The sequence below is a fragment of the Frederiksenia canicola genome (genome assembly GCF_011455495.1).
GTDB classification, from domain to species: Bacteria; Pseudomonadota; Gammaproteobacteria; order Enterobacterales; family Pasteurellaceae; genus Frederiksenia; species Frederiksenia canicola.
Genome location: NZ_CP015029.1, coordinates 254,520 through 274,616, shown reverse-complemented (window position 1 = coordinate 274,616; position 20,097 = coordinate 254,520). Strand labels below are relative to the sequence as shown.

The 20,097-nt window shown below is 44.1% G+C and carries 19 protein-coding genes; 4 read left to right on the top strand and 15 right to left on the bottom strand.

The window, feature by feature from the left end:
• Position 1: 1 nt before the first annotated feature.
• Entirely contained in the window at positions 2-1,378 is a 1,377-nt protein-coding gene (gene trkA, locus A4G17_RS01275) for a Trk system potassium transporter TrkA (protein WP_123956870.1), read from the top strand.
• A gap of 60 nt (positions 1,379-1,438) precedes the next feature.
• Here the strand turns inward: trkA and cgtA are convergent, their stop codons facing one another.
• From cgtA to rsmD, 8 genes are all read right to left on the bottom strand, one after another.
• Positions 1,439-2,614 carry an Obg family GTPase CgtA gene (gene cgtA / locus A4G17_RS01270; RefSeq protein ID WP_123956869.1) on the bottom strand — a complete coding sequence of 392 codons (1,176 nt, stop codon included), beginning with the start codon at positions 2,612-2,614 and terminating at the stop codon, positions 1,439-1,441.
• Between the two features lie 51 nt (positions 2,615-2,665).
• Positions 2,666-3,577, bottom strand: a complete 912-nt coding sequence (locus A4G17_RS01265; RefSeq protein ID WP_123956868.1) for a DMT family transporter — start codon at positions 3,575-3,577, stop codon at positions 2,666-2,668.
• Positions 3,577-4,512: a DMT family transporter gene (locus tag A4G17_RS01260; protein WP_236941016.1), complete on the bottom strand. Its 936-nt coding sequence runs from the start codon at positions 4,510-4,512 to the stop codon at positions 3,577-3,579. Before A4G17_RS01260 ends, A4G17_RS01265 begins: the two co-directional genes overlap by 1 nt.
• Before the next feature lie 70 nt (positions 4,513-4,582).
• The gene (gene rpmA / locus A4G17_RS01255) at positions 4,583-4,840 is read right to left on the bottom strand and encodes a 50S ribosomal protein L27 (RefSeq protein WP_123956866.1); all 258 of its coding nucleotides are present in this window, start codon (positions 4,838-4,840) and stop codon (positions 4,583-4,585) included.
• A gap of 20 nt (positions 4,841-4,860) precedes the next feature.
• Entirely contained in the window at positions 4,861-5,172 is a 312-nt protein-coding gene (rplU, locus tag A4G17_RS01250; protein ID WP_123956865.1) for a 50S ribosomal protein L21, read from the bottom strand.
• Positions 5,173-5,382: 210 nt separating this feature from the next.
• On the bottom strand, positions 5,383-6,525 hold the full coding sequence (gene nagA, locus A4G17_RS01245) for an N-acetylglucosamine-6-phosphate deacetylase (RefSeq protein WP_123956864.1): 1,143 nt from the start codon (positions 6,523-6,525) through the stop codon (positions 5,383-5,385).
• Positions 6,526-6,540: 15 nt separating this feature from the next.
• Positions 6,541-7,335 carry a glucosamine-6-phosphate deaminase gene (gene nagB / locus A4G17_RS01240; RefSeq protein WP_123956863.1) on the bottom strand — a complete coding sequence of 265 codons (795 nt, stop codon included), beginning with the start codon at positions 7,333-7,335 and terminating at the stop codon, positions 6,541-6,543.
• A gap of 123 nt (positions 7,336-7,458) precedes the next feature.
• Positions 7,459-8,049 carry a 16S rRNA (guanine(966)-N(2))-methyltransferase RsmD gene (gene rsmD, locus A4G17_RS01235; RefSeq protein ID WP_123956862.1) on the bottom strand — a complete coding sequence of 197 codons (591 nt, stop codon included), beginning with the start codon at positions 8,047-8,049 and terminating at the stop codon, positions 7,459-7,461.
• A 66-nt stretch (positions 8,050-8,115) separates the two neighbouring features.
• On the opposite strand from rsmD, the gene ftsY reads away from it, so the two are divergent.
• From ftsY to ftsX, 3 genes are read left to right on the top strand one after another with little or no spacing between them, the layout of a single operon-like run.
• Positions 8,116-9,906 (top strand): signal recognition particle-docking protein FtsY, encoded by a 1,791-nt coding sequence (gene ftsY, locus A4G17_RS01230; protein ID WP_418886392.1) that lies wholly within the window; start codon positions 8,116-8,118, stop codon positions 9,904-9,906.
• Complete coding sequence (gene ftsE / locus A4G17_RS01225; RefSeq protein ID WP_123956860.1) at positions 9,903-10,556, top strand: cell division ATP-binding protein FtsE; 654 nt, start codon at positions 9,903-9,905, stop codon at positions 10,554-10,556. The genes ftsY and ftsE overlap by 4 nt, the downstream gene beginning before the upstream one ends.
• A 3-nt stretch (positions 10,557-10,559) precedes the next feature.
• The gene (ftsX, locus tag A4G17_RS01220; protein WP_123956859.1) at positions 10,560-11,483 is read left to right on the top strand and encodes a permease-like cell division protein FtsX; all 924 of its coding nucleotides are present in this window, start codon (positions 10,560-10,562) and stop codon (positions 11,481-11,483) included.
• 64 nt (positions 11,484-11,547) lie between these two features.
• Here the strand turns inward: ftsX and prlC are convergent, their stop codons facing one another.
• The 7 genes from prlC to A4G17_RS01185 form a co-directional block, all read right to left on the bottom strand.
• The gene (gene prlC, locus A4G17_RS01215) at positions 11,548-13,695 is read right to left on the bottom strand and encodes an oligopeptidase A (RefSeq protein ID WP_123956858.1); all 2,148 of its coding nucleotides are present in this window, start codon (positions 13,693-13,695) and stop codon (positions 11,548-11,550) included.
• Between the two features lie 159 nt (positions 13,696-13,854).
• Positions 13,855-15,333, bottom strand: a complete 1,479-nt coding sequence (locus A4G17_RS01210) for a VWA domain-containing protein (RefSeq protein WP_123956857.1) — start codon at positions 15,331-15,333, stop codon at positions 13,855-13,857.
• 62 nt (positions 15,334-15,395) lie between these two features.
• A complete protein-coding gene (locus tag A4G17_RS01205) occupies positions 15,396-15,878 on the bottom strand; it encodes a hypothetical protein (RefSeq protein ID WP_123956856.1) in 483 nt (160 codons plus the stop codon).
• A 6-nt stretch (positions 15,879-15,884) separates the two neighbouring features.
• Positions 15,885-16,625: a coiled-coil domain-containing protein gene (locus tag A4G17_RS01200; RefSeq protein WP_123956855.1), complete on the bottom strand. Its 741-nt coding sequence runs from the start codon at positions 16,623-16,625 to the stop codon at positions 15,885-15,887.
• A gap of 32 nt (positions 16,626-16,657) precedes the next feature.
• Positions 16,658-18,181, bottom strand: a complete 1,524-nt coding sequence (locus A4G17_RS01195; protein ID WP_236941015.1) for an SUMF1/EgtB/PvdO family nonheme iron enzyme — start codon at positions 18,179-18,181, stop codon at positions 16,658-16,660.
• A complete protein-coding gene (locus tag A4G17_RS01190; protein WP_123956854.1) occupies positions 18,171-19,388 on the bottom strand; it encodes an ABC transporter permease in 1,218 nt (405 codons plus the stop codon). The genes A4G17_RS01195 and A4G17_RS01190 overlap by 11 nt, the downstream gene beginning before the upstream one ends.
• Positions 19,389-19,390: 2 nt before the next feature.
• Positions 19,391-20,089 carry an ABC transporter ATP-binding protein gene (locus tag A4G17_RS01185; RefSeq protein WP_123956853.1) on the bottom strand — a complete coding sequence of 233 codons (699 nt, stop codon included), beginning with the start codon at positions 20,087-20,089 and terminating at the stop codon, positions 19,391-19,393.
• Between the last annotated feature and the right edge of the window lie 8 nt (positions 20,090-20,097).

Genomic DNA, 20,097 nt, shown 5'->3' with positions numbered 1-20,097 from the left:
GATGAAAATTATCATTTTAGGTGCGGGGCAAGTGGGGGCAACGTTGGCAGAAAATCTTGCCAATGACGATAACGATATCACCATTATTGACGATGATGAAGCCCGCTTAGGCAAACTGCAAGACAAGCACGACTTGCAGGTCATCAAAGGTAATGCGGCATCACCTCGTACTTTGCGAGAAGCGGGGGCAAGCGATGCGGACTTATTGGTTGCCGTGACTAACAGCGATGAAAGCAATATGATCGCTTGTCAAATCGCTTACACCTTGTTCAACATTCCGACCAAGATCGCCCGCATTCGCAACCCCGACTATGTGCGGGAGCGGGATGCATTATTTAACAATAAAGTGCTGCCCATCGACCACATCATTGCCCCTGAGTTGTTGGTTACCAAAGAAATTCTCCGCCTGATTGATTACCCTGGGGCGTTGCAAGTTGCCCATTTTGCCGATGATTTGGTCAGCCTTGTCAGCGTGAAAGCTTACTACGGCGGACCGTTGGTGGGTTATCCGATTTCAGCATTGACCGATCATCTCCCACATATTGAAACCCGCATCGTTTCGATTTTCCGCCAAGAAAAAGCCTTTGTGCCACAAGGATCGACCATTATCGAAGCGGGCGATGAAGTCTTTTTTATCTGTGCCACGCAACATATCAAAGCGGTAATGGCGGAGCTACAACGGTTAGAAAAACCGCACAAACGGGTGATGATTGTCGGTGGTGGTAACGTAGGTACGGCATTAGCGAAAAGTTTGGAAGAAAAATGCAGCGTTAAGTTGATTGAACGGGATCCTGACAAAGCCACCAAACTTGCTGAGAGGTTGTCCAAAACCTTAATTTTATGCGGCGATGCTTCCGATCAAGAGCTCTTATTTGAAGAGCATATCGAAAACGTCGATCTGTTTTTGGCTCTGACTAGTGATGATGAAGCGAATATTATGTCGTCTTTGCTCGCCAAGCGTTTAGGGGCGAAAAAAGCGATTGTGTTGGTGCAACGAATGGCCTATTTGCATCTCATTCAAGGCGGTACGATCGATATTGCCCTTTCACCACAACAGGCAACCATTTCGGCGCTCTCTAGCCACGTTCGCAAAGGCGACGTCGTGAAAGTCGCCTCGTTCAAACAAGGTTTGGTGGAAGGGATTGAAGTGATCGCCCACGGTGATAATCAATCATCTAAAGTGGTGGGGCGAAAAGTCAAAGAGATCAAGTTACCTCAAGGGGCGATCATCGGGGCGATTGTCCGCAACCATGAAGTGCTTATTGCTCATAAATCGACCGAAATCCACGAAAACGACCGTGTGATTTTGTTGGTAAATGACAAAAAACACGTCAGCGAAATCGAGAAATTATTCCAAATTAGCTCGTTTTTCCTTTAAATAAAACAACGGTCTGATTGGTAAAATTTTTTCATAATCAGACCGCTTGTCTTTAAGTAGTTACGGTTTGTAGATAATCTCTACGCCTTCATCATCTTCTTCTGTCCAATCATCATCGTCGAGATCGTCCCAATCGTCTTCGGTGATTGGATTTTGCATCGCTTGTTGGTGGTAATCATCCCATTTGAAGGCCACTTCGTCAGCAGCTTTTTCTTCTGCTTCAATGCGTGGGTTAGCTTCGATAAAGTCCATAATATCACGAGTGAGTGCGGGTACGCCTTCACCAGTCGCCGCAGAGATTAAGTAATAATCGCCTTCCCAACCGATTTCGGCACAAATTTCTTCAGCACGTTCACGGGCGGCAGCTTCACCGATGGTGTCGATTTTGTTGAACACTAACCATTGCGGTTTTTCCGCCAGTTTCTCACTGTATTGATAGAGTTCCGACTCAATCACTGAAATGTTTTGAGCTGGATCGCTTTCATCAATCGGCAGAATATCCACCAAGTGGATCAACACACGACAGCGTTCTAAGTGTTTCAAGAAACGGATCCCCAAGCCAGCCCCTTCTGCTGCCCCTTCAATCAGTCCTGGAATATCGGCCACCACAAAGCTGCGATCGGAGCCGACACGAGCCACGCCCAAGCTTGGCACAAGTGTGGTAAATGGATAGTCTGCGACTTTCGGTTTAGCGGCAGAAACGGCTCGGATAAAGGTTGATTTACCGGCATTCGGCAAGCCCAACATACCCACATCGGCAAGTAGCATCAGTTCTAAAAGCAAATCGCGTTTTTCGCCGGGGGTACCATTGGTTTTTTGGCGTGGGGCTCGGTTCACCGAGGATTTAAAGCGGGTATTGCCTAAACCGTGATAGCCACCTTTTGCCACCAACATTTTCATACCGTGTTTGGTTAAGTCGCCAATCACTTCTTGGGTATCATTGTCGATTGCACGGGTCCCGACTGGCACTCGTAAGGTAATGTCTTTACCACGATGCCCCGTACAGCCTGCACTGCGACCATTTTCGCCACGTCCTGCAGCAAAGCGTTTTTCAAAACGGTAGTCAATCAAGGTATTCAAGTTTTCATCGGCAATTAAATAGACATCGCCGCCATCGCCACCATCACCACCATCAGGGCCGCCTTTCGGGATAAATTTTTCACGGCGGAAGCTCACACAGCCATTACCGCCATCGCCTGCTTCCACGCGGATCAGGGCTTCATCAATAAATTTCATTTGTTCTCCTCTAAGTTGCAAAAGTCTAGCCAAATCAGACCGCTTGCAACGCTATTTTTTGCACAATTTATCTCCTAAGGTGGAGAGCATTGTACCAATAATCACGATAAATGCCCCAAAATAGCTAAGTGTATTCATCGCTAGGGGCGGAATGTTGTCGGGTAAAATGTGGTGTCCAATAGCTTGAAATGCCATCGTAAAAATAGGGATCAATACCGTCACGACACTGACTTTGGTAGCATCCCAATAATTCAACGCTTCAGCGTAAGCACCATAGCTGACAAAGGTGCTGAAGCAACAAAAAATAAATGCGGCAATTGCCCAGCTGTTCAATAAATGTAGTTGGCTAAACTCCGCCAGGGGAAGAAGCACCACGCTACAGCCTAAATAGATTAATAGCAAAATCTGTTGTGAACTAAATTTCGAGAGCAATAACTTTTGTGCCACGCCATAGCTTACCCACACTACCGAAGAGATTGCACCGAACACTACGCCAATGCCGTAGGCGTTCAATTGGAAAAGGGCGTCAAAACGGTCGTTGAAAAAAGCGACTAACCCGATAATGAGCAACGCTAAGCCAATTTTTTGATGTTTACCGAATTTTTCTTTAAAAATCACTACGCCACAAATCATCATCGTGAAAGGCGACAGTTGCCATAACACTTGGCTTGTAGTGGCTTCGATAAGGGTTAATGCATAGCTTGAGCCAACAAAATAAGCGGTTAAACCAAAAACACCGAGCAGAATGTACTGCCAAGAGTCTTTACAAGCGGTCAGATCAGGCAATTTTTTTACAAATGCCAGAAAAAGGATAAGCCCGCTCCCCGCAAAAGCGAAACGAAACCACACAAACGTAGTGGGATCCATTACCTCCAAGACTGCTTTGGCGGCAATGGGGAGAAATCCCCAAGTGGCAGTGGCGAGTAAAGCAAGGCTAAAACCAAGCAGTGCATTACGTTCCACTATTTACCCCGCAGTTGTCGGCGATAGAAAATTTTATGCCCCGCCGCTGCGGATAACGCTCCAAGCACCACGATGATTGCACCGATATAGCTCAACAAATTGAGATTAGGGGCAGAAAAATGGGCTGGAGCAATCCAGTGTGCCAGCTCGCTGAAAATCAGCGTTAGAATCGGAATTTGCGGCATAATCATACTCACTTTTGACACTTCCCAACGGTTTAACGCTTCTCCGTAGCAGCCGTAGGCAATAATGGTGTTCAAACAGCAAAAAATCAGGCACGCCAAGGTGAAGCTATTGAGATTACCCACTTGAGAAAGTTCTGTAAAAGGGCTAAACATAATGCCGCAACCGCAGTAGATAAAAAGCAAAATTTGCTGCGAATTGAACCGTTCTAACAACATTTTTTGAGCGATGCCGTAACCGACCCACAGTAAACTGCCGCTTGTACCAAGAAATACACCGAGTGAAAAGCTGTTCATTTCAGCGAAATCAGTAAAACGATCATTGAAAAAGAGCGGTAAACCGATAAGCAGTAGCAACAAGCCAAGTTTTTGATGGACGCCTAACCGCTCTTTAAATAACACAATGCCGCTAAGTAGCATCGAAAAAGATGACAGCGGGCTTAATACTTGGCTGACCGTGGCTGGAATGTAGTTCAATGAAAGGTTAAACAGGTAAAAATTGGCGGCTAACCCGATGGCTCCGATGACGACAAATTTCAGATGCCGCCAAGAGAGTGAGTGGAGCTTGGGTAATTTTTTGCTGATCGCAAGTAGAATAAAAACTCCAACAGCAGCCACCACAAACCGAAACCAGACAATTGTTTGTGCATTCATCGCGGTAAGCACAGGTTGCAGTGCGATAGGCAAAATGCTCCACATGATTGCAGCGGTGAGAGCTAAGGAAAAACCTAACAGAGCGGACTTCGGTTGCATTGGATGAACCTTTTGATGAAATACAAAAAACCCCGCAAAGAAGCGGGGCATTTAATTCTTGGTTTGAAGATTACTCAGCAATGATGCTTACGTATTTACGGCTTTTCTCGCCTTTCACTTCAAATTTAACTTTACCGTCAGTAGTTGCGAATAAAGTGTGGTCTTTACCCATACCAACGTTGTTACCGGCGTGGAATTTAGTACCACGTTGACGAACGATAATGCTACCTGCTAAAACAGACTCGCCACCGAAACGTTTAACACCAAGGCGTTTAGCTTCAGAGTCACGACCGTTACGAGTTGAACCACCAGCTTTTTTAGTTGCCATCTACTTGATCTCCTCTGAAATTATGCTTGAATCCCAGTGATTTTCACTTCTGTGAACCACTGACGATGACCTTGTTGTTTACGGCTGTGTTTACGACGACGGAATTTAACGATTTTAACTTTCTCGCCACGACCGTGTGAAACCACTTCCGCTACTACTTTACCACCAGCAACAACTGGGGTACCGATTTTAACATCTTCACCATTAACGACCATTAACACTGAGTCGAACTCAACTTTTTCACCAGTTGCAACTTCAAGTTTCTCTAAACGAACAACTTGACCTTCGCTTACTCGGTGTTGTTTGCCGCCACTTTGGAAAACTGCGTACATATTTACTCCGCTAAATAGTGCCTTTCGCTCTGCGTTTGGCACCCTCAAATTCATATAAAATAGGTGTGCAATTTTACGCAAAAACAATATTAAGAGCAAGCAGGATTTGCATAAATTTTCTAAATTGTAAAAAAATCTGAAAAAGTGACCGCTTGTAATGGCTCACAAGCGGTCACTTCCGATAAAGATTTTGCAAATGGCACTCGTTTTCTAGTTTGCTTTCCATTCCCCGTTCACGGCGGTACCGAGTACGTTGAATTGGTTATCGAATGCAGCAAGGTTGGCAATTTTACCAGCCTCGATTGATCCGAGTTGATCTTCAATATGGATCGCACGGGCGGGGTAAAGGGTACACATCCGTAGGATTTCTGCGAGAGAAAGATCGGTGTGTTGGGTCATATTGCGGATCGATTCAATCATTGTAATCGCCGCGCCACCTAGACTACCAAATTCATCGACACAACGACCGTCTTTTACGGTCACTTTTTTACCAACGAAAATGAAGTATTCCATATCTGTTCCCGCTGGTGCAACGGCATCAGTTACGATCACTAATTTATCGCCTTTGGCTTTTTTGGCGATGCGGACATTACCCCAATCAACGTGGTAGCCGTCCACGATAATGCCTGCGTAGATGTCGCTGTCTAACACTGCACCGACCACGCCACCATCACGCCCCGAGCTAACTGGCGACATAGCGTTGTGTAAGTGAGTGGCAAAGCCGATACCTTGAGCAATGCGTTCTTTGGTTTGTTGGTACGTTGCATTGGAGTGTCCGACCGAAACGATAATGCCTGCATCGACAAATTTTGCAATATGGTCTGCCGTTGGGTTTTCAGCGGCTAAAGTGAGTTTGGTGATCACATCGCCATTTTCGCAAAGAAAATCGATCATCTCACCGCTTGCTTCACGGATTAAATCGGGACGATGTACGCCTTTTTTCGCCACGCTGAGATACGGGCCTTCTAAATGCAAGCCCAACGCTTGATTTTTATATTTCGCCAAATAATCACGCATCACTTTAACGGCTTCTTTCATTCCTTCGTCAGATGACGTGATGAACGTTGGCAAATAGCTGGTGGTCCCCGATTTCAAGTTCGTTTCTTGCATAATTTCAAGGGTGCGAACGGTGGTTTCTTCGTTAAACATCACCCCGCCGCAGCCGTTGAGCTGAAGATCGATAAAACCAGCGGATAAATTCGCACCGTTGAGATCCACTTTTTTCAGATTCGTTGGTACATCGTTTTGATGTACTACGGCATCAATGCGATCGTCTTTGACAATCACCGCGTGTTGATACAGCACTTTTTCGCCGGTGTAGATCACGGCGTTAGTTAAGGCATAGTGATTCATTTTTCCTCCTATGAGTTAGCGAGCCACATGTTGTTCTAACTGTTTAAAATATTTAACGGTTTTAACTTTTAATTCTTGTGTTGCAGGTTCATCACACACTACCACAGCACGACGATGTAGTTGCAAGGCACTGATTGTCCATAAATGGTTGATAGGGCCTTCGACACAGGCTTGCAATGCTAAAGCTTTGTTATGACCTGTAACTAAAATCAACACCTCTTCGGCATCTAATAAAGTGCCTACGCCTACGGTTAAAGCGAATTTTGGCACTTGGTTCACATCGTGATTGAAGAAACGTGAGTTAGCGATGAGCGTATCTTCCGTTAAGGTTTTGATACGAGTGCGAGAGCTGAGTGATGAGGCCGGTTCGTTGAAGGCAATATGACCATCTACACCTACACCGCCCATAAAGAGATGCACTTTGCCGTAAGATTTCATTTTTGCTTCATAACGCTCACATTCGGTATCAACATCGTCAGCCATACCGTCAAGTAAATTGATATTTTCCGCAGGAATGTCGATATGATTGAAGAAATTTTCGTGCATAAAGGTGTGGTAACTTTCAGGGTGATCGGCGGGCAAGCCAACGTATTCATCCATATTAAAGGTCACAACATTTTTGAAACTGACTTCGCCCGCTTGATAAAGTTTAATCAATTCTTTATAGGTTTTTTGTGGTGTGCTACCTGTTGGCAAACCCAACACAAATGGCTTATCTACGGTTGGCTGGAACGCATTGATTTTATCTACAATATAACGAGCTGCCCAGCGACTGACTTGATCGGCACTATCTAAAGGAACTAAACGCATATACTCTCCTATGATATAAAAAAGGCTTTTGAAATAAAACTTCAATCTTAGAATTATAAGAGAAAATTTACTTCATTTGTAATGAAATTTGCCTAAAATTTGAATGAGATCACATTTTTATCTTCAACTCACTTTTATCAACCTGCTCACCACCATTCCCGCTGTTTTTTCTTTAATTACTTGCCACGGTTCAGGGAGTTGAAGCGGGGCATGATTTTTTTCGGTTTCAACATAGATTAAGGCGTTGTTCGCCAGCCAGCCATTTTGGGCGAGATGCACCAACACTTGTGGCACGAAATTATGGTGAAACGGGGGGTCAACAAACACAATATCAAAAGGTTCGCCACTGTTTTTTTGTGCCAGAAACTGTAAGCTGTCGGTGTGATGGACGGTGCCTTTATCCGTTTTTAGGTTGGCTAAATTCTTTTTGAGTTGATTGGCGGCATTTGCAAATTTTTCTAAGAAAGTGACCGCTTGTGCTTGGCGGGAAAGGGCTTCAATGCCAAGTGAGCCACTACCCGCAAAGCAATCTAGGCAACGTGCATTCGGCACGTCCATCATCAACCAATTAAACAGGGTTTCTTTCACTCGATCGGTGGTCGGTCGTAAGCCGTCCGCATTCAGCACGGGCAATTTTCGCCCCCGCCACAAACCGGCAATCACTCGCACTTCGCCCATCGGTTGTGATTGAGCGAGATTTCGATTTTTTTTCATACGTTATAGCAAAAAAATTTGTTAAAAATGATAGACTAGAACAAGTGTAGTCTATTTTCGACAAAAATGGATTTTTTAATTTGGGAGAATGCAAAAATGGCAGACGAGAAAAAGAAAAAAGGGTTTTGGTCGTGGTTAGGTTTTGGCAAAAAAGATGAGACAGAAGCCAAAAAAGATGAATCGCAAGCGGTCCGTTCCGAAGAAAATTTTGCAAAAAATTCGGAGAAAGTAACCGCTTGTGAGACTAAAACGTCGGCTGATTCTCTCGAAGAGAAAGTTGATGCGGTGATTGATGTGCTGGAAGACAAAGTCGAGCAGCTCAAAGAGCAGGTTGAAGAGACTATTGAGCAAGCTGGAGAAAAATGGGAACAATTTGCTGAACGAGTGGAAGACAAAGTGGAGCAGATTGAGGATGTGGTTGAAGAAGCTGTCGAACAAGCGGTTGAATCCGTTGAAGAAATGGCGGTTCATGTTACCGATCCTGCCAAGGCAATGACGCAAAATGTGGTGGAAGAAATCCAGCAAGCGGAAATCGACGTTGAGGAAGCCGTCGAACAAGCGGTTGAATCCGTTGAAGAAATGGCGGTTCATGTTACCGATCCCGCCAAAGCGATGACGCAAAATGTGGTGGAAGAAATCCAGCAAGCGGAAATTGATGTTGAAGAAGTCGTCGAACAAGCCGTTGAATCCGTTGAAGAAATGGCGGTTCATGTTACCGATCCAGCCAAAGCGATGACGCAAAATGTGGTGGAAGAAATCCAGCAAGCGGAAATCGACGTTGAAGAAGCTGTTGAACAAGCGGTTGAATCCGTGGAAGAAATGGCGAGCCACGTGGTCGATCCCGCTGAAACCGTTGAGCAAGAACTAATTGATGAGCTGAATGACTCAGCCGCTGAGCCAACAGATCATTATCAAGAAAAACCAGCGAGCGAAGGCGGATTTTTTAGCCGTCTAATCAAAGGGTTAATCAAAACGAAACAGAATATCGGTTCTGGTTTCCGCAATTTCTTCCGTGGCAAAAAAATTGATGATGATCTGTTTGAAGAGCTAGAAGAACAGCTGCTTGTGGCGGATTTGGGGATGCCGACTACCACTAAAATTATCAACAATCTTACCCAACACGCCAGCAAACAGCAGCTGCGAGAGGCGGAATTGCTCTATCAGCAACTCAAAGTGGAATTAGCGGAGGTGCTAAAACCCGTGGCTAAACCGTTGGAATTAAGCGACAAAAAACCGTATGTGATTTTAATGGTCGGTGTGAATGGTGTCGGCAAAACCACTACCATTGGTAAATTGGCACGAAAATTCCAAACGGAAGGTAAATCGGTGATGTTAGCGGCGGGGGATACTTTCCGTGCGGCGGCGGTCGAACAACTGCAAGTGTGGGGGGAACGCAACAACATTCCAGTGGTGGCACAAGCCACGGGTTCAGACTCGGCATCGGTGATTTTCGATGCGATGCAATCGGCAGCAGCGAAAGGGATCGATGTATTGATCGCTGATACCGCAGGACGTTTGCAAAACAAAAATAATTTAATGGATGAGCTGAAGAAAATTGTGCGAGTGATGAAAAAATATGATGAAACGGCCCCGCACGAAATTATGCTCACATTGGATGCAGGCACGGGGCAAAATGCAATCAGCCAAGCGAAATTATTCAATGAAGCCGTTGGGCTAACTGGCATTACACTCACTAAATTAGATGGCACGGCAAAAGGTGGGGTAATTTTTGCGATTGCCGATCAGTTCAATATTCCGATCCGCTATATCGGTGTGGGTGAAAAAATCGACGATTTACGCCCATTCAATGCTGATGAATTTATTGAGGCATTGTTCACCCATGAGGACGAAAAATGATTAAATTTTCTAACGTAAGCAAGGCCTATAAAGGTGGCCGGCCCGCATTGCAGGGCATCAGCTTTGAGCTTGCCAAAGGCGAAATGGCGTATATCACGGGGCATTCGGGGGCGGGTAAAACCACCTTGCTCAAACTGATTATGGGCATTGAGCGAGCTAACGGCGGACAAGTGGTGTTTAACGGACACGACATCACTCGCCTTGCGGAGCACGAGCTACCATTTTTACGCCGCCAAATCGGCATGGTGCATCAAAATTACAGTTTGCTGACCGACCGATCAATTTTTGACAACGTGGCATTACCGCTCATTATTATGGGACAACCGAAAGAGATTGTGGAACGTGAAGCTCGCTTAGCGTTGGAGCGGGTTGGTTTGCAAAATAAAGCGAATTTCTTACCGCTTCATCTTTCGGGTGGTGAGCAACAACGCGTTGATATTGCTCGTGCGATTGTGCATCGTCCACAACTGTTGCTTGCCGATGAGCCTACGGGGAACTTGGATGACAAATTGTCCTTTGAAATTTTCCGTTTATTTGAAGAATTTAACAAAGCGGGCACTACGGTGCTGATTGCCACGCACGATACGCAAATTATTGCCCAACGCCCGAAACGCTGTTTAGTGTTGGAAGAAGGGCATTTGAAGGGGTAAAAAATGGTAAATTTACAGACACAAACTCGCTACATTTTGCGTTCCGTGTGGCAAGATTTGATTAAGCGGAAGTTCGGCACTTTTTTAACGGTGTTGGTGATTGCTGCCTCACTGACTATTCCCACGGTCAGTTATTTGTTGTGGAAAAACACCAGCCAAGCTGCTGCGGAGTTTTATCCTGAGCCTGAGTTGACGGTCTATCTGCACAAAAATTTAGCGGAAAAAGATGTTGAAGGCGTGGTGAACCACATTCGCCATTTTGATACCGATAAAATCGAAAGCCTAAACTATATTTCTCGTCAGCAAAGTTTGGATGAGTTCCGTTCGTGGTCGGGCTTTGGCGATGCGTTAGATATTTTGGACGACAATCCATTGCCTGCAGTGGTCGTGTTGAAACCAAAGAAAAATTTTACGTCGCCAGAAAATATGATTGCCTTTCGAGACGGTTTGCAAAAAATCAAAGGGGTGCAAGAAGTTCGTTTAGATAATGGCTGGCTCGAAAAGCTCACCGCCTTGACTCAGCTCATTGCTCGTGTCGCAATTACTTGTACGTTATTGATGTTTGTGGCAGTGTTTTTGGTGATCGGTAACAGTGTACGCTCTGACGTATCGAACAGCCGTGCGTCGATTGAAGTAATGCAATTGCTTGGGGCAACGGACCATTTCATTTCACGTCCGTTTATTTATACCGGAATGATTTACGGCTTACTCGGCAGCCTATTGGCAATGTTATTCAGCCTTGCGACTATCAGCTATTTTACTAGTGTGGTTCGTTATGTGGCGGATATGTTTACGGTCAGTTTTGAAGTCCACGGCTTTGATTTCAGCGAAATTTTGCTGATTATTGTCCTAAGTATCTTCCTCGGCTGGCTCTCTGCTAAAATCGCCACCAACCGCCATATTCAGAAGATTGGGGCGAAGTATTAAAAAATCTAACAAACGGTCAGATTTGCAAAACGTTTTGCGGATCTGACCGCTTGTAGTTTACACCTTATAGAATCCCACGTTGTTTTAACAACGCATCCAATTTTGGTTTACGTCCGCGGAATTTTTCGAATAATTCCATTGGTGGACGGGAGCCACCTTGAGACAAAATGTTATCTAAGAACGCTTTACCCACTTCGGCATTCAAAATGCCTTTTTCTTCAAACAGCGAGAACGCATCAGCGGCTAACACATCTGCCCACATATAGCTGTAATAGCCTGCCGCATAGCCCCCCGAGAAAATATGGGTGAAGGAGTGCGGGCGACGTGCCCATTCAGGCGAAGGAATCGCGGCAACTTTGCTCTGTACGTCTTTGAGCATATTCAGCACATAGTTGGCTTGGTTTGGCTGGTATTCATAATTCAAGCGGAAATCGAATAAGCCGAATTCGAGCTGACGCACCATAAACAGTGCCGCTTGGTAGTTTTTCGCTTCCAACACTTTATCTAGCAAGCCTTGTGGCAGCGGTTCGCCCGTTTCATAGTGACCTGAAATAAAGGCGAGGGGTTCTTTCTCCCAACACCAGTTTTCAAGGGTTTGGCTTGGAAATTCCACGGCATCCCATGGCACACCGTTAATCCCCGCCACACTTGGCACATCAATGCGGGTAAGCATATGGTGCAAACCGTGTCCAAATTCGTGGAACATTGTTACGACTTCATCGTGTAGCAGCAGTGATGGTTTACCTTCAACAGGTTTGGCGAAGTTACAGGTGAGAAACGCAACAGGAATTTGGATCGTACCGTCAGCGAGTTTGCGGCGACCGATACAATCGCTCATCCATGCCCCACCACGTTTGTGTTCACGGGCGTAGAGATCAAGGTAGAAACCGGCGATCAAGCGGTCAGATTCGTCAAATAATTCGTAATACTTAACCGTTGGATCCCACACGTCTACGCCTTCTTTTGGCTTAATGTGAATGTTAAACAACCGCTTGGTGAGTTCGAACAAGCCTGCAATCGCTTTTTCTTCAGGGAAATATGGGCGAAGGGCTTCATCGCTTATGGCGTAAAGGGCTTGTTTTTGTTTTTCGCTGTAGAACGCCACGTCCCAAGGCTGTAAATCGTCCACGTTAAAGGTTTGTTTTGCATAGGCTTTAAGCTCTGCAAACTCTTTTTCCGCCTGTGGTTTGGCTTTGGTAACCAAGCCATTTAAGAAGTCGATGACTTGTTCGGGATTTTCTGCCATTTTGGTGGCGAGAGAATAGTCGGCGTAGGTTTTAAAGCCGAGCAAGGTGGCGAGTTCGAGGCGTAATTTGAGCAACTCATCAATCACTGGCGTGTTATCCCATTTACCTGCATTTGGACCTTGATCCGAGGCTTTTGTGTTGCTGGCTCGGTATATTTCTTCGCGTAATTCACGATTTTCGCAGTAAGTGATCACTGCTGAATAGCTTGGATAGTCCAAGGTGAAGCGGTAGCCTTCTTGGTTTTTGCTTTTCGCCGACTCTTTCGCTGCTGCCAACGCTCGTTCACTCAAGCCGTTGAGCTGATTGACATCGGTGATGGTTTTGCTCCAGCCCATATTGGCATCAAGCACGTTATTGCTAAATTTCGTGCTGAGATCAGACAATCGTTTTTTCAGATCCGCATATTTTTTCTGTTCTTCTGGTGGTAAAGCAATGCCTGAAAGTTTGAAATCTAACAAGGCATCGTCAATCGCTTTTTGTTGTGCAACTGAGAAGGTAGCAAATTCAGCACTTTCTTTGAGTTTCTTATAGGCTTGGTAGAGATCAGGGTTCTGTCCAACCCAAGTGCTGTATTCGGTTAGATCTTTACGGGAAAGATCGTAGGCGTTACGTAGCACATCGCTGTTTTTAACCGACTTTAAATGGCTTACCACCGACCACGCCCGTTCTAATTTATCGTTAATATCGGCAAGCGGTAAGTAGAAATTGTCCCAAGTGATTGTGTCTTGCTTAGTAACTTGAGTCGTCACCTCACGGCATTGTTGCAGTAGAAAATCAATAGCGGGTTTAACAAATTCAGGTTTGAACTGGGAAAATTTCGGTAAACCCGAAAAATCGAGAAGAGGGTTGTGTTTAAGGCTTTCAGGCAGTACCAGCGGTTTCTGCTCGCCGCCAAATACAAAACGAGGAAAGTGTAAACCTGCCAATCCTAAGGCACTTAACTGAATAAAACGGCGTCTTTGCATTATTTTCTCCCTTGCATTTGTTATTGAATTGTTAATAAATATGACGTAAAAATTCTCAAATGAGAAGTAAAATCTATTGGTTAGCTGGTGTTTTAATCTGCAATTGATGTTTAAGATAATAAAAAGCCCTTTAAAGATCATGCTTAAAGGGCTTTAAGGCTATTTACACTCTTCTTTTTCAATCATTGGTTGAATTGCACGGTTGATCATATTGCTCACTTGCTGTTTACTTTGAGCCGTGAAGACTTTCCCGCCAGTGGCAGAAGCAGCACAGTTTGCTGCTTTTGTATTACCAATATCTACCACATTGATTTTGAGTTTTGGTTTGGACTTAGCGAGTTGTTTAGCCAAGCTACAAACGCTTTGATCTTTATTACAAGAGTCTTCTCCATCACTAATTAAGAGAATAAAGGCATCACGGTTTTTGCCATCCACCATTGAGGCCGCTTTTTGTAAACCGTCATAAAGGGCAGTCCCTGCATTATCACTTGTAGTGTCTGGGTACATTGAGCGGATTTTTTGTTTTAAGGCCGCTCGTTTGCCTGGGCTATAGAAGCCATGGCTAGTACTTGGGCAGTAGGTTAGGCTAACGAGTCCAATATCAATATTTTTGTCGATCTTATCAATAATGGTAGATGCAGAGCTTTTCGCTACGGTCAGTCGGCGTGGTTCTCGACGCATATAATCGAGCTCGGCTTGGGTAATGCCTACGGTATCCCAACGTTCGTTAAAGGCGTCTATAGAGGCTTTTGTTTCAGAAAGCGAAAGTAGCATCGATGCCGAGTTATCAAAAACCATCACCATTTGTGGCCGTTTTTCAGGCGTAATGGATTTTGTACAGATTGGGGCTGGCTTTTTAGGTGGCTCAACGACCTTTTCTTCTTTTTTAGGCTCTGGCTGAGGTACTTTTACTTCTTCAACTGGCACTGGCTTTTCTTTTTCTACCGTTTTTTCGGGCTCAATCTCCTTGACTGGCTCCAGTTCTTTTACCGGCTCTGGTATTTTAACTGGTTCTGGCACTTTTTCTGGTTCTGGTTGTTTGACCACTTCCTGTTTCACGGGTTCTTTGACAGGCGGGGTGGCTTCTGGTTTTGCTTTGAGCAAGAACCACCAGAGCAAAAAGCCGAGTAACAATAAAAGAAGCGGCAGTAGCAATAAACACCATAAATGTTTACGCCAGAAAGGCACAGTTGCAACAGGGGGAATAACTGGCGGAGGTGGCTCAACCACTTTGCCTAATCCCCAGCCAACAATTACAGGTTCGCCATTGACGACATAGATCTCTTTCGTGTTATGAGTAGCAGACGTTAATAGTTGTTGAATTAATGCGGCTTTTTCAGCAGAAATGGCATTTTGCTGTTTAAGTTCGGAAACTAAATTCTGAATAGAAGTTAACTTATTTTGAATAGCAGAGAGCAATTTTTCATCTTGCTGTTTTTCTGTCAGTTTGACTGGCTGTCCCTCGAGAGAAGAATACCATTCAACCACATCCGTTTTAACCACAGGTTCAGCAAACACTTTTAGCGTGCTGGGTGGCAAATGTTTAGCTAAGAGTTGTTTAATTTCAGCGAAATGTGCAAGAAAGGCAAGAGCATTTTGCTGGTTAGGTTCGATTGGCGTACGGGCGAGTCGTTGCATAAATAGGTGCTCACTGAAAATAATATCCGCAATCTTGCGATGACGGATATTATCAAATTAAGTTAAATACCAATAGCTTGCTGTAAACTAGATAACTTCGATTGCAATTTTTGCAGTTCAAGTTGTTTTTCTGCTTCAGAGGCAGAGGAGTTATTCACATTTTTCAACTGCTGTTCAACTTCGTTGATCTGTTTCATCAAGCCTGATTTTCCTGCGGCTTTTTTCTTTAAATCTGCTGTCAGTGAGTTGACGGATTTATTCAGCTTAGCCAACTGTGCTTTTTTTTGTGCAGCAGATTGATTGACCGCATTCTGTTGTGCTTTGATTTGGCTATAAATGTTGTTGAGTTCTTTGCTTGTGGCTTTTTCGTCTAACAGAATTTTTTCTTTCTGTTCAATACGCTTATCGTAGCTGCCAGAGAAACTGCAAGCCGCTTTGCCAAAAACACTGAGCTCAACGGTGGGATCGCATTCTTCTGGGGTGGCACTACAAGCGGTCAGATAAGCCGAAAGAATTGCAAATAGCGTGAGTTTGATCGATTTCATAACACATTATCCTAATTTAATTGCGGTACGTTGCTTAGAGGCTGCGGTAATCAAGCTTTCAAGTTCAGTAATCTGTTTATTTAATGTGTTGATTTGAGCATCAAGCTGTTTCACATTTACCCCTTCACGTTTTTCTAATACCGCCACATCTTTAAAGGTATCGCGTTTTTTCTTCATTACAGACAAACGCTCATTTAAGGTTTTTAAGTTGGCATCGACACGAGCAAGTTCTTTCTTGGCATTAGCTTGTTCGACCGATTTGTTTTTAATTTGTTTGTTTAAGGCAGCCAATGTCTGTTTATCTTTATTTAACACGGTTTTTGCCACACTGATGGTTTCTCGTGCCACATTATTGGTTTCTTTGACATCTCGAATTTCAGCATTTAAGCGATCTTCTTTATTCGCATATTTGGTGCGTTGTTGTTCAAAGTAGTAGTTGGCTCCCATACCAATACCACAGCCTGCAACTGCTCCTGCAGCGGCACCAATCGCAGTTGCTTTTGAGTCCCCACCAGTGACTAACCCCGTTAGAGCACCTGTCGCTGCTCCAGCTAATCCGCCAGTTACACAGGCACTGATCCCTGACTCACTAAAAAACTCTGCTTGGCGGCCGCTGTTAAGCATTGGGTCAGCATTTGATGATGAGCCCATGCTTAGCCCGCCCATGTTTTGGCAACCAGAAACTAAAACCGCGGCAGATAAGCTCAGTGTAAGTGGCAATGATTTGCTAAATTTAGATAATTGCATATGGTTCTCCTAGGAATTGAACATTTTGGACACTATTTTCTTAATTCGTTACAGCTTTGTAGCCAAACTTCACGCGCTATTTTGCCTGTTTTGTAATAATCGGCAAGGTGTTTGGCGTAAAGATCAACGTACTGATTTAAATTTGATTTATTTTGATTCTGCAGTTTTGAAATCACTGGCTGAATCTGTTTTTTAACAATATCGTGCGGATAAGTTTGGGCGGTTTCCACTAAGGTATCTGCATAATATGTTAAGACAAAATCACGCACGTCTTTGGCTTCATGGGTCTGAATTTTGATATCAGGGCAAGCGGCAAGTGCAGTTTGTGTATCACTACATAGCGTATCGTAACGTTTTTGGTATTCCGTATAGCGTTTGTTGAGATCTGACACATCGGTACAGAGAAATGCCCCGAGTTGTAATGCTGAGCGAACCGCCTGATCCCGTTGTTCATCTTTATGTTGATTAGAAGCTCTTAATGCATCTTCTAAGCTTTTCAACTTATTTTTTAACTCTTTATTTTCAACGCCTTGGGCAATTTTCTCAAGGTTGGATACAATTTCTTGATCTTGCTTATTGTCCTTACCAAGAGCTTGCCATTCGTTTGAAATTTGCTGTAAGCGGTTGTTAGAGGTGATAATGGGGGTAACAAACACCACACGAAAGCCAGTATCCTTCGCCTTAAATCCTTCGCCATTATCGTTGTAATATGGCTGTTCGATGCGATATGCACTAGACATTTGGTTTTCGCCAGTTAAATAACTTCCACCTCGCACTGTAATACCGCCGCTTTGTCCGTGATAACGGTCAAGTTTATTGGCACGGAAAGCATCAAAAGTCATTTCATTCACATTGCCTAGCATATCAAATAAGCCAAGCGAGTTTGGATTAAGCTGACCCGCAAGCTGTAATTTGCCATTGGCATTTTTAGTTGACCAAATGTACTTATCGCTGCTTTCTGTCATCGGGAAAAGTCGTTCACGAAATTCAGAATCAGAGACAGTGGCTCCACCGCGTGCAGCATATTCCCATTCGGTATTGGTTGGTAAACGAACAAAGCCAACTTTATTATCTTCTTTTGGGAGTTTATCTGCATGATTTTTCAACAACCATTCGCTATATTTATTGCTGAATGCCACGGCATCAAACCAACTCACATTGGTAACAGGAAAGCGAGCTTTTATTTCGGCTTTTGGGCAGCTCTCGTTCATTACCGCTTGATATTGAAGCCGGGTAATTTCATATTTTGACATCAAAAAGTACCGCTCGCCTTTTTCCGAAAAACTGCCTGAAATATAGTTAGGTGTCGCATATTCGGCAAATTTTTGTTCGGCACTTTCGCTGCCAAGAACGATCGCTTTATCGCCAAGGAGATTATGTGAACCAGTTTTCACCATACGGAAAATTATCGCCCCTTCGCATGGCATCGGTAAGACAACATCTCCTTCAAGTTCTTTTGGGTTATAAAATTTCTTGTCCCAAGGCTCCGCAATAATGGCTTGGCTGAACAAAACCAATAGGGACAACATAGTCACATGGGTTAATTTACACTTCACGCAAGATCTCCGCAGGTTGAATTTTTCCAATGTTGCTTCCGCCTAATATAGCGACCACCACGGCAACGCTATTTGTCGCTAAAAAAGCAATCAGGTAATGAATTGGCAATAAGACACTCAAAAAAATCTCTTCTGATAAATGCTGGCTGAAAACAGTATTAATGATTGTGCTGCTTATCATAAATAGAATGAATGCCAACACAAAGGCAGCAGAAGATAACAGAAGCGATTGCATCATTAAATACACTTTCAATTCGCTCGGTTTCAAACCAAATAAGTAGAGCAATGAAATTTCTTTTCGTTTTCGTTCAATGTTCGCTAAAAAAGAACCTGACAGCGATAAAATCGCACCGATGATCGAGGTGATTGCAATAATCACAAACAGGATAGTTAGCACCTTATCAATCGATTTTACATTAGCAATTGCATTGGCTTGGGTAAGGGTTGAAATGCCTTGATCTCTCAGCTGAGCGGATAACGCTAAAACGCTATCCAGATCGGCGGCATAAATTCGGGCTTTCGAATAGGTCCGACGTGGCGTTTCCAACGCCTTGCCTGATGTAATTGGTTGGTTGACATAATGGCTGACTTGGTAACCATCAAGGAAATTTTCGATTTCCACCAAAATGGGTAAGCGAACAAAAGCCCCTTTGCGATTGAAATAACGCTCTGGCAACACGTTTTCGACCATTAAGGTCATACTTGCTTTTTGTTCCACACCTTCAAGCTTGCGGCTGAAAAACAGATCAATGTTATCACCTTGCTGAACTTGTAATTTTTCTGCGATTAAGGCGGACAAAATAATGCCTTTATCTTGCGAGAGCACCATATTTTCTGGGATTAACGGATCTTTTTCTGCTGTCGGAATTAACAGCACATCACGTTCAAAGGTATGAGTAGAGCGTACATCTGCCTGCATATTTAATGCACGAGTGAGCGGTACCACAAACTGAACAAGCAGGTTGTTTTTGATCTCATTTAACCATTTGTCGTCCAGATTGTAATTCAGTCCATCCATTTTGATTTCAAGATTTTGTGGGTCGTTAACCAGATCTTGCTGCAGCTTCGACACAATGCCAAATTTTAAACTGAATAATAAGAGCAGCGGGGCAATGACTGCCATTAATGCCGATACAATAAAAAAGGAGACTTTGCGGTCTTGCCATAAATCTTTTGCGACTAATTTGAACAGTAATGAAAATCGCATCGTTACTCCTGAAACACCGCTTGGTTATTCGACACTTGCCCTTGAATAACACGAATTGACTTCTGTGTAATCAGATCCCAGTCGTGAGTGACCACCAATGCTGCGATTTGATTTTTCTGTACTACGTCTAAAATAATATCGAACAGTTTTTCTGCATTCGATGGATCTAAGGCAGCGGTTGGCTCGTCGGCTAATAGCACGGGAGGTTGATGAGAGATGGAGCGAATAAACGAAACACGTTGTCTTTCGCCAATCGAAAGCTGTTTAGGGTATTGTTGTAGCAAGTGCGAAATTTGTAGCTCTGCGACTAAATAATCTAGCCATTCTTGATCAAGTGCATTGCCTAAAATTTGGTTGGGTAACGCTAAATTTTCTTGCACAGACAGAAAAGGCAGCAGCCCGCCTGATTGCAACATAAAGCCGAAACATTCTGCACGCAGTCGAGCAAGCTGTGTTTGATCTTGCTGTGCAATAGATTGCTCAATTTGTTGGAAGGCATTGCGATCGTAAATTTGATAGCTTACAAGCCGATCAGGCTTCAAAATCAACCCCACCATTTCCAAAATGGTGCTTTTTCCACAGCCACTGCTGCCGCAAAGTGCGACGGCTTCACCTGCCTTCAAATGCAGTGAAGGCAGATGAATGTGGAATGGATTGGCGTTGCTTCCTCGTGTAATCGCCAAATCTTGAATGTTCAGCATCAGTTCTA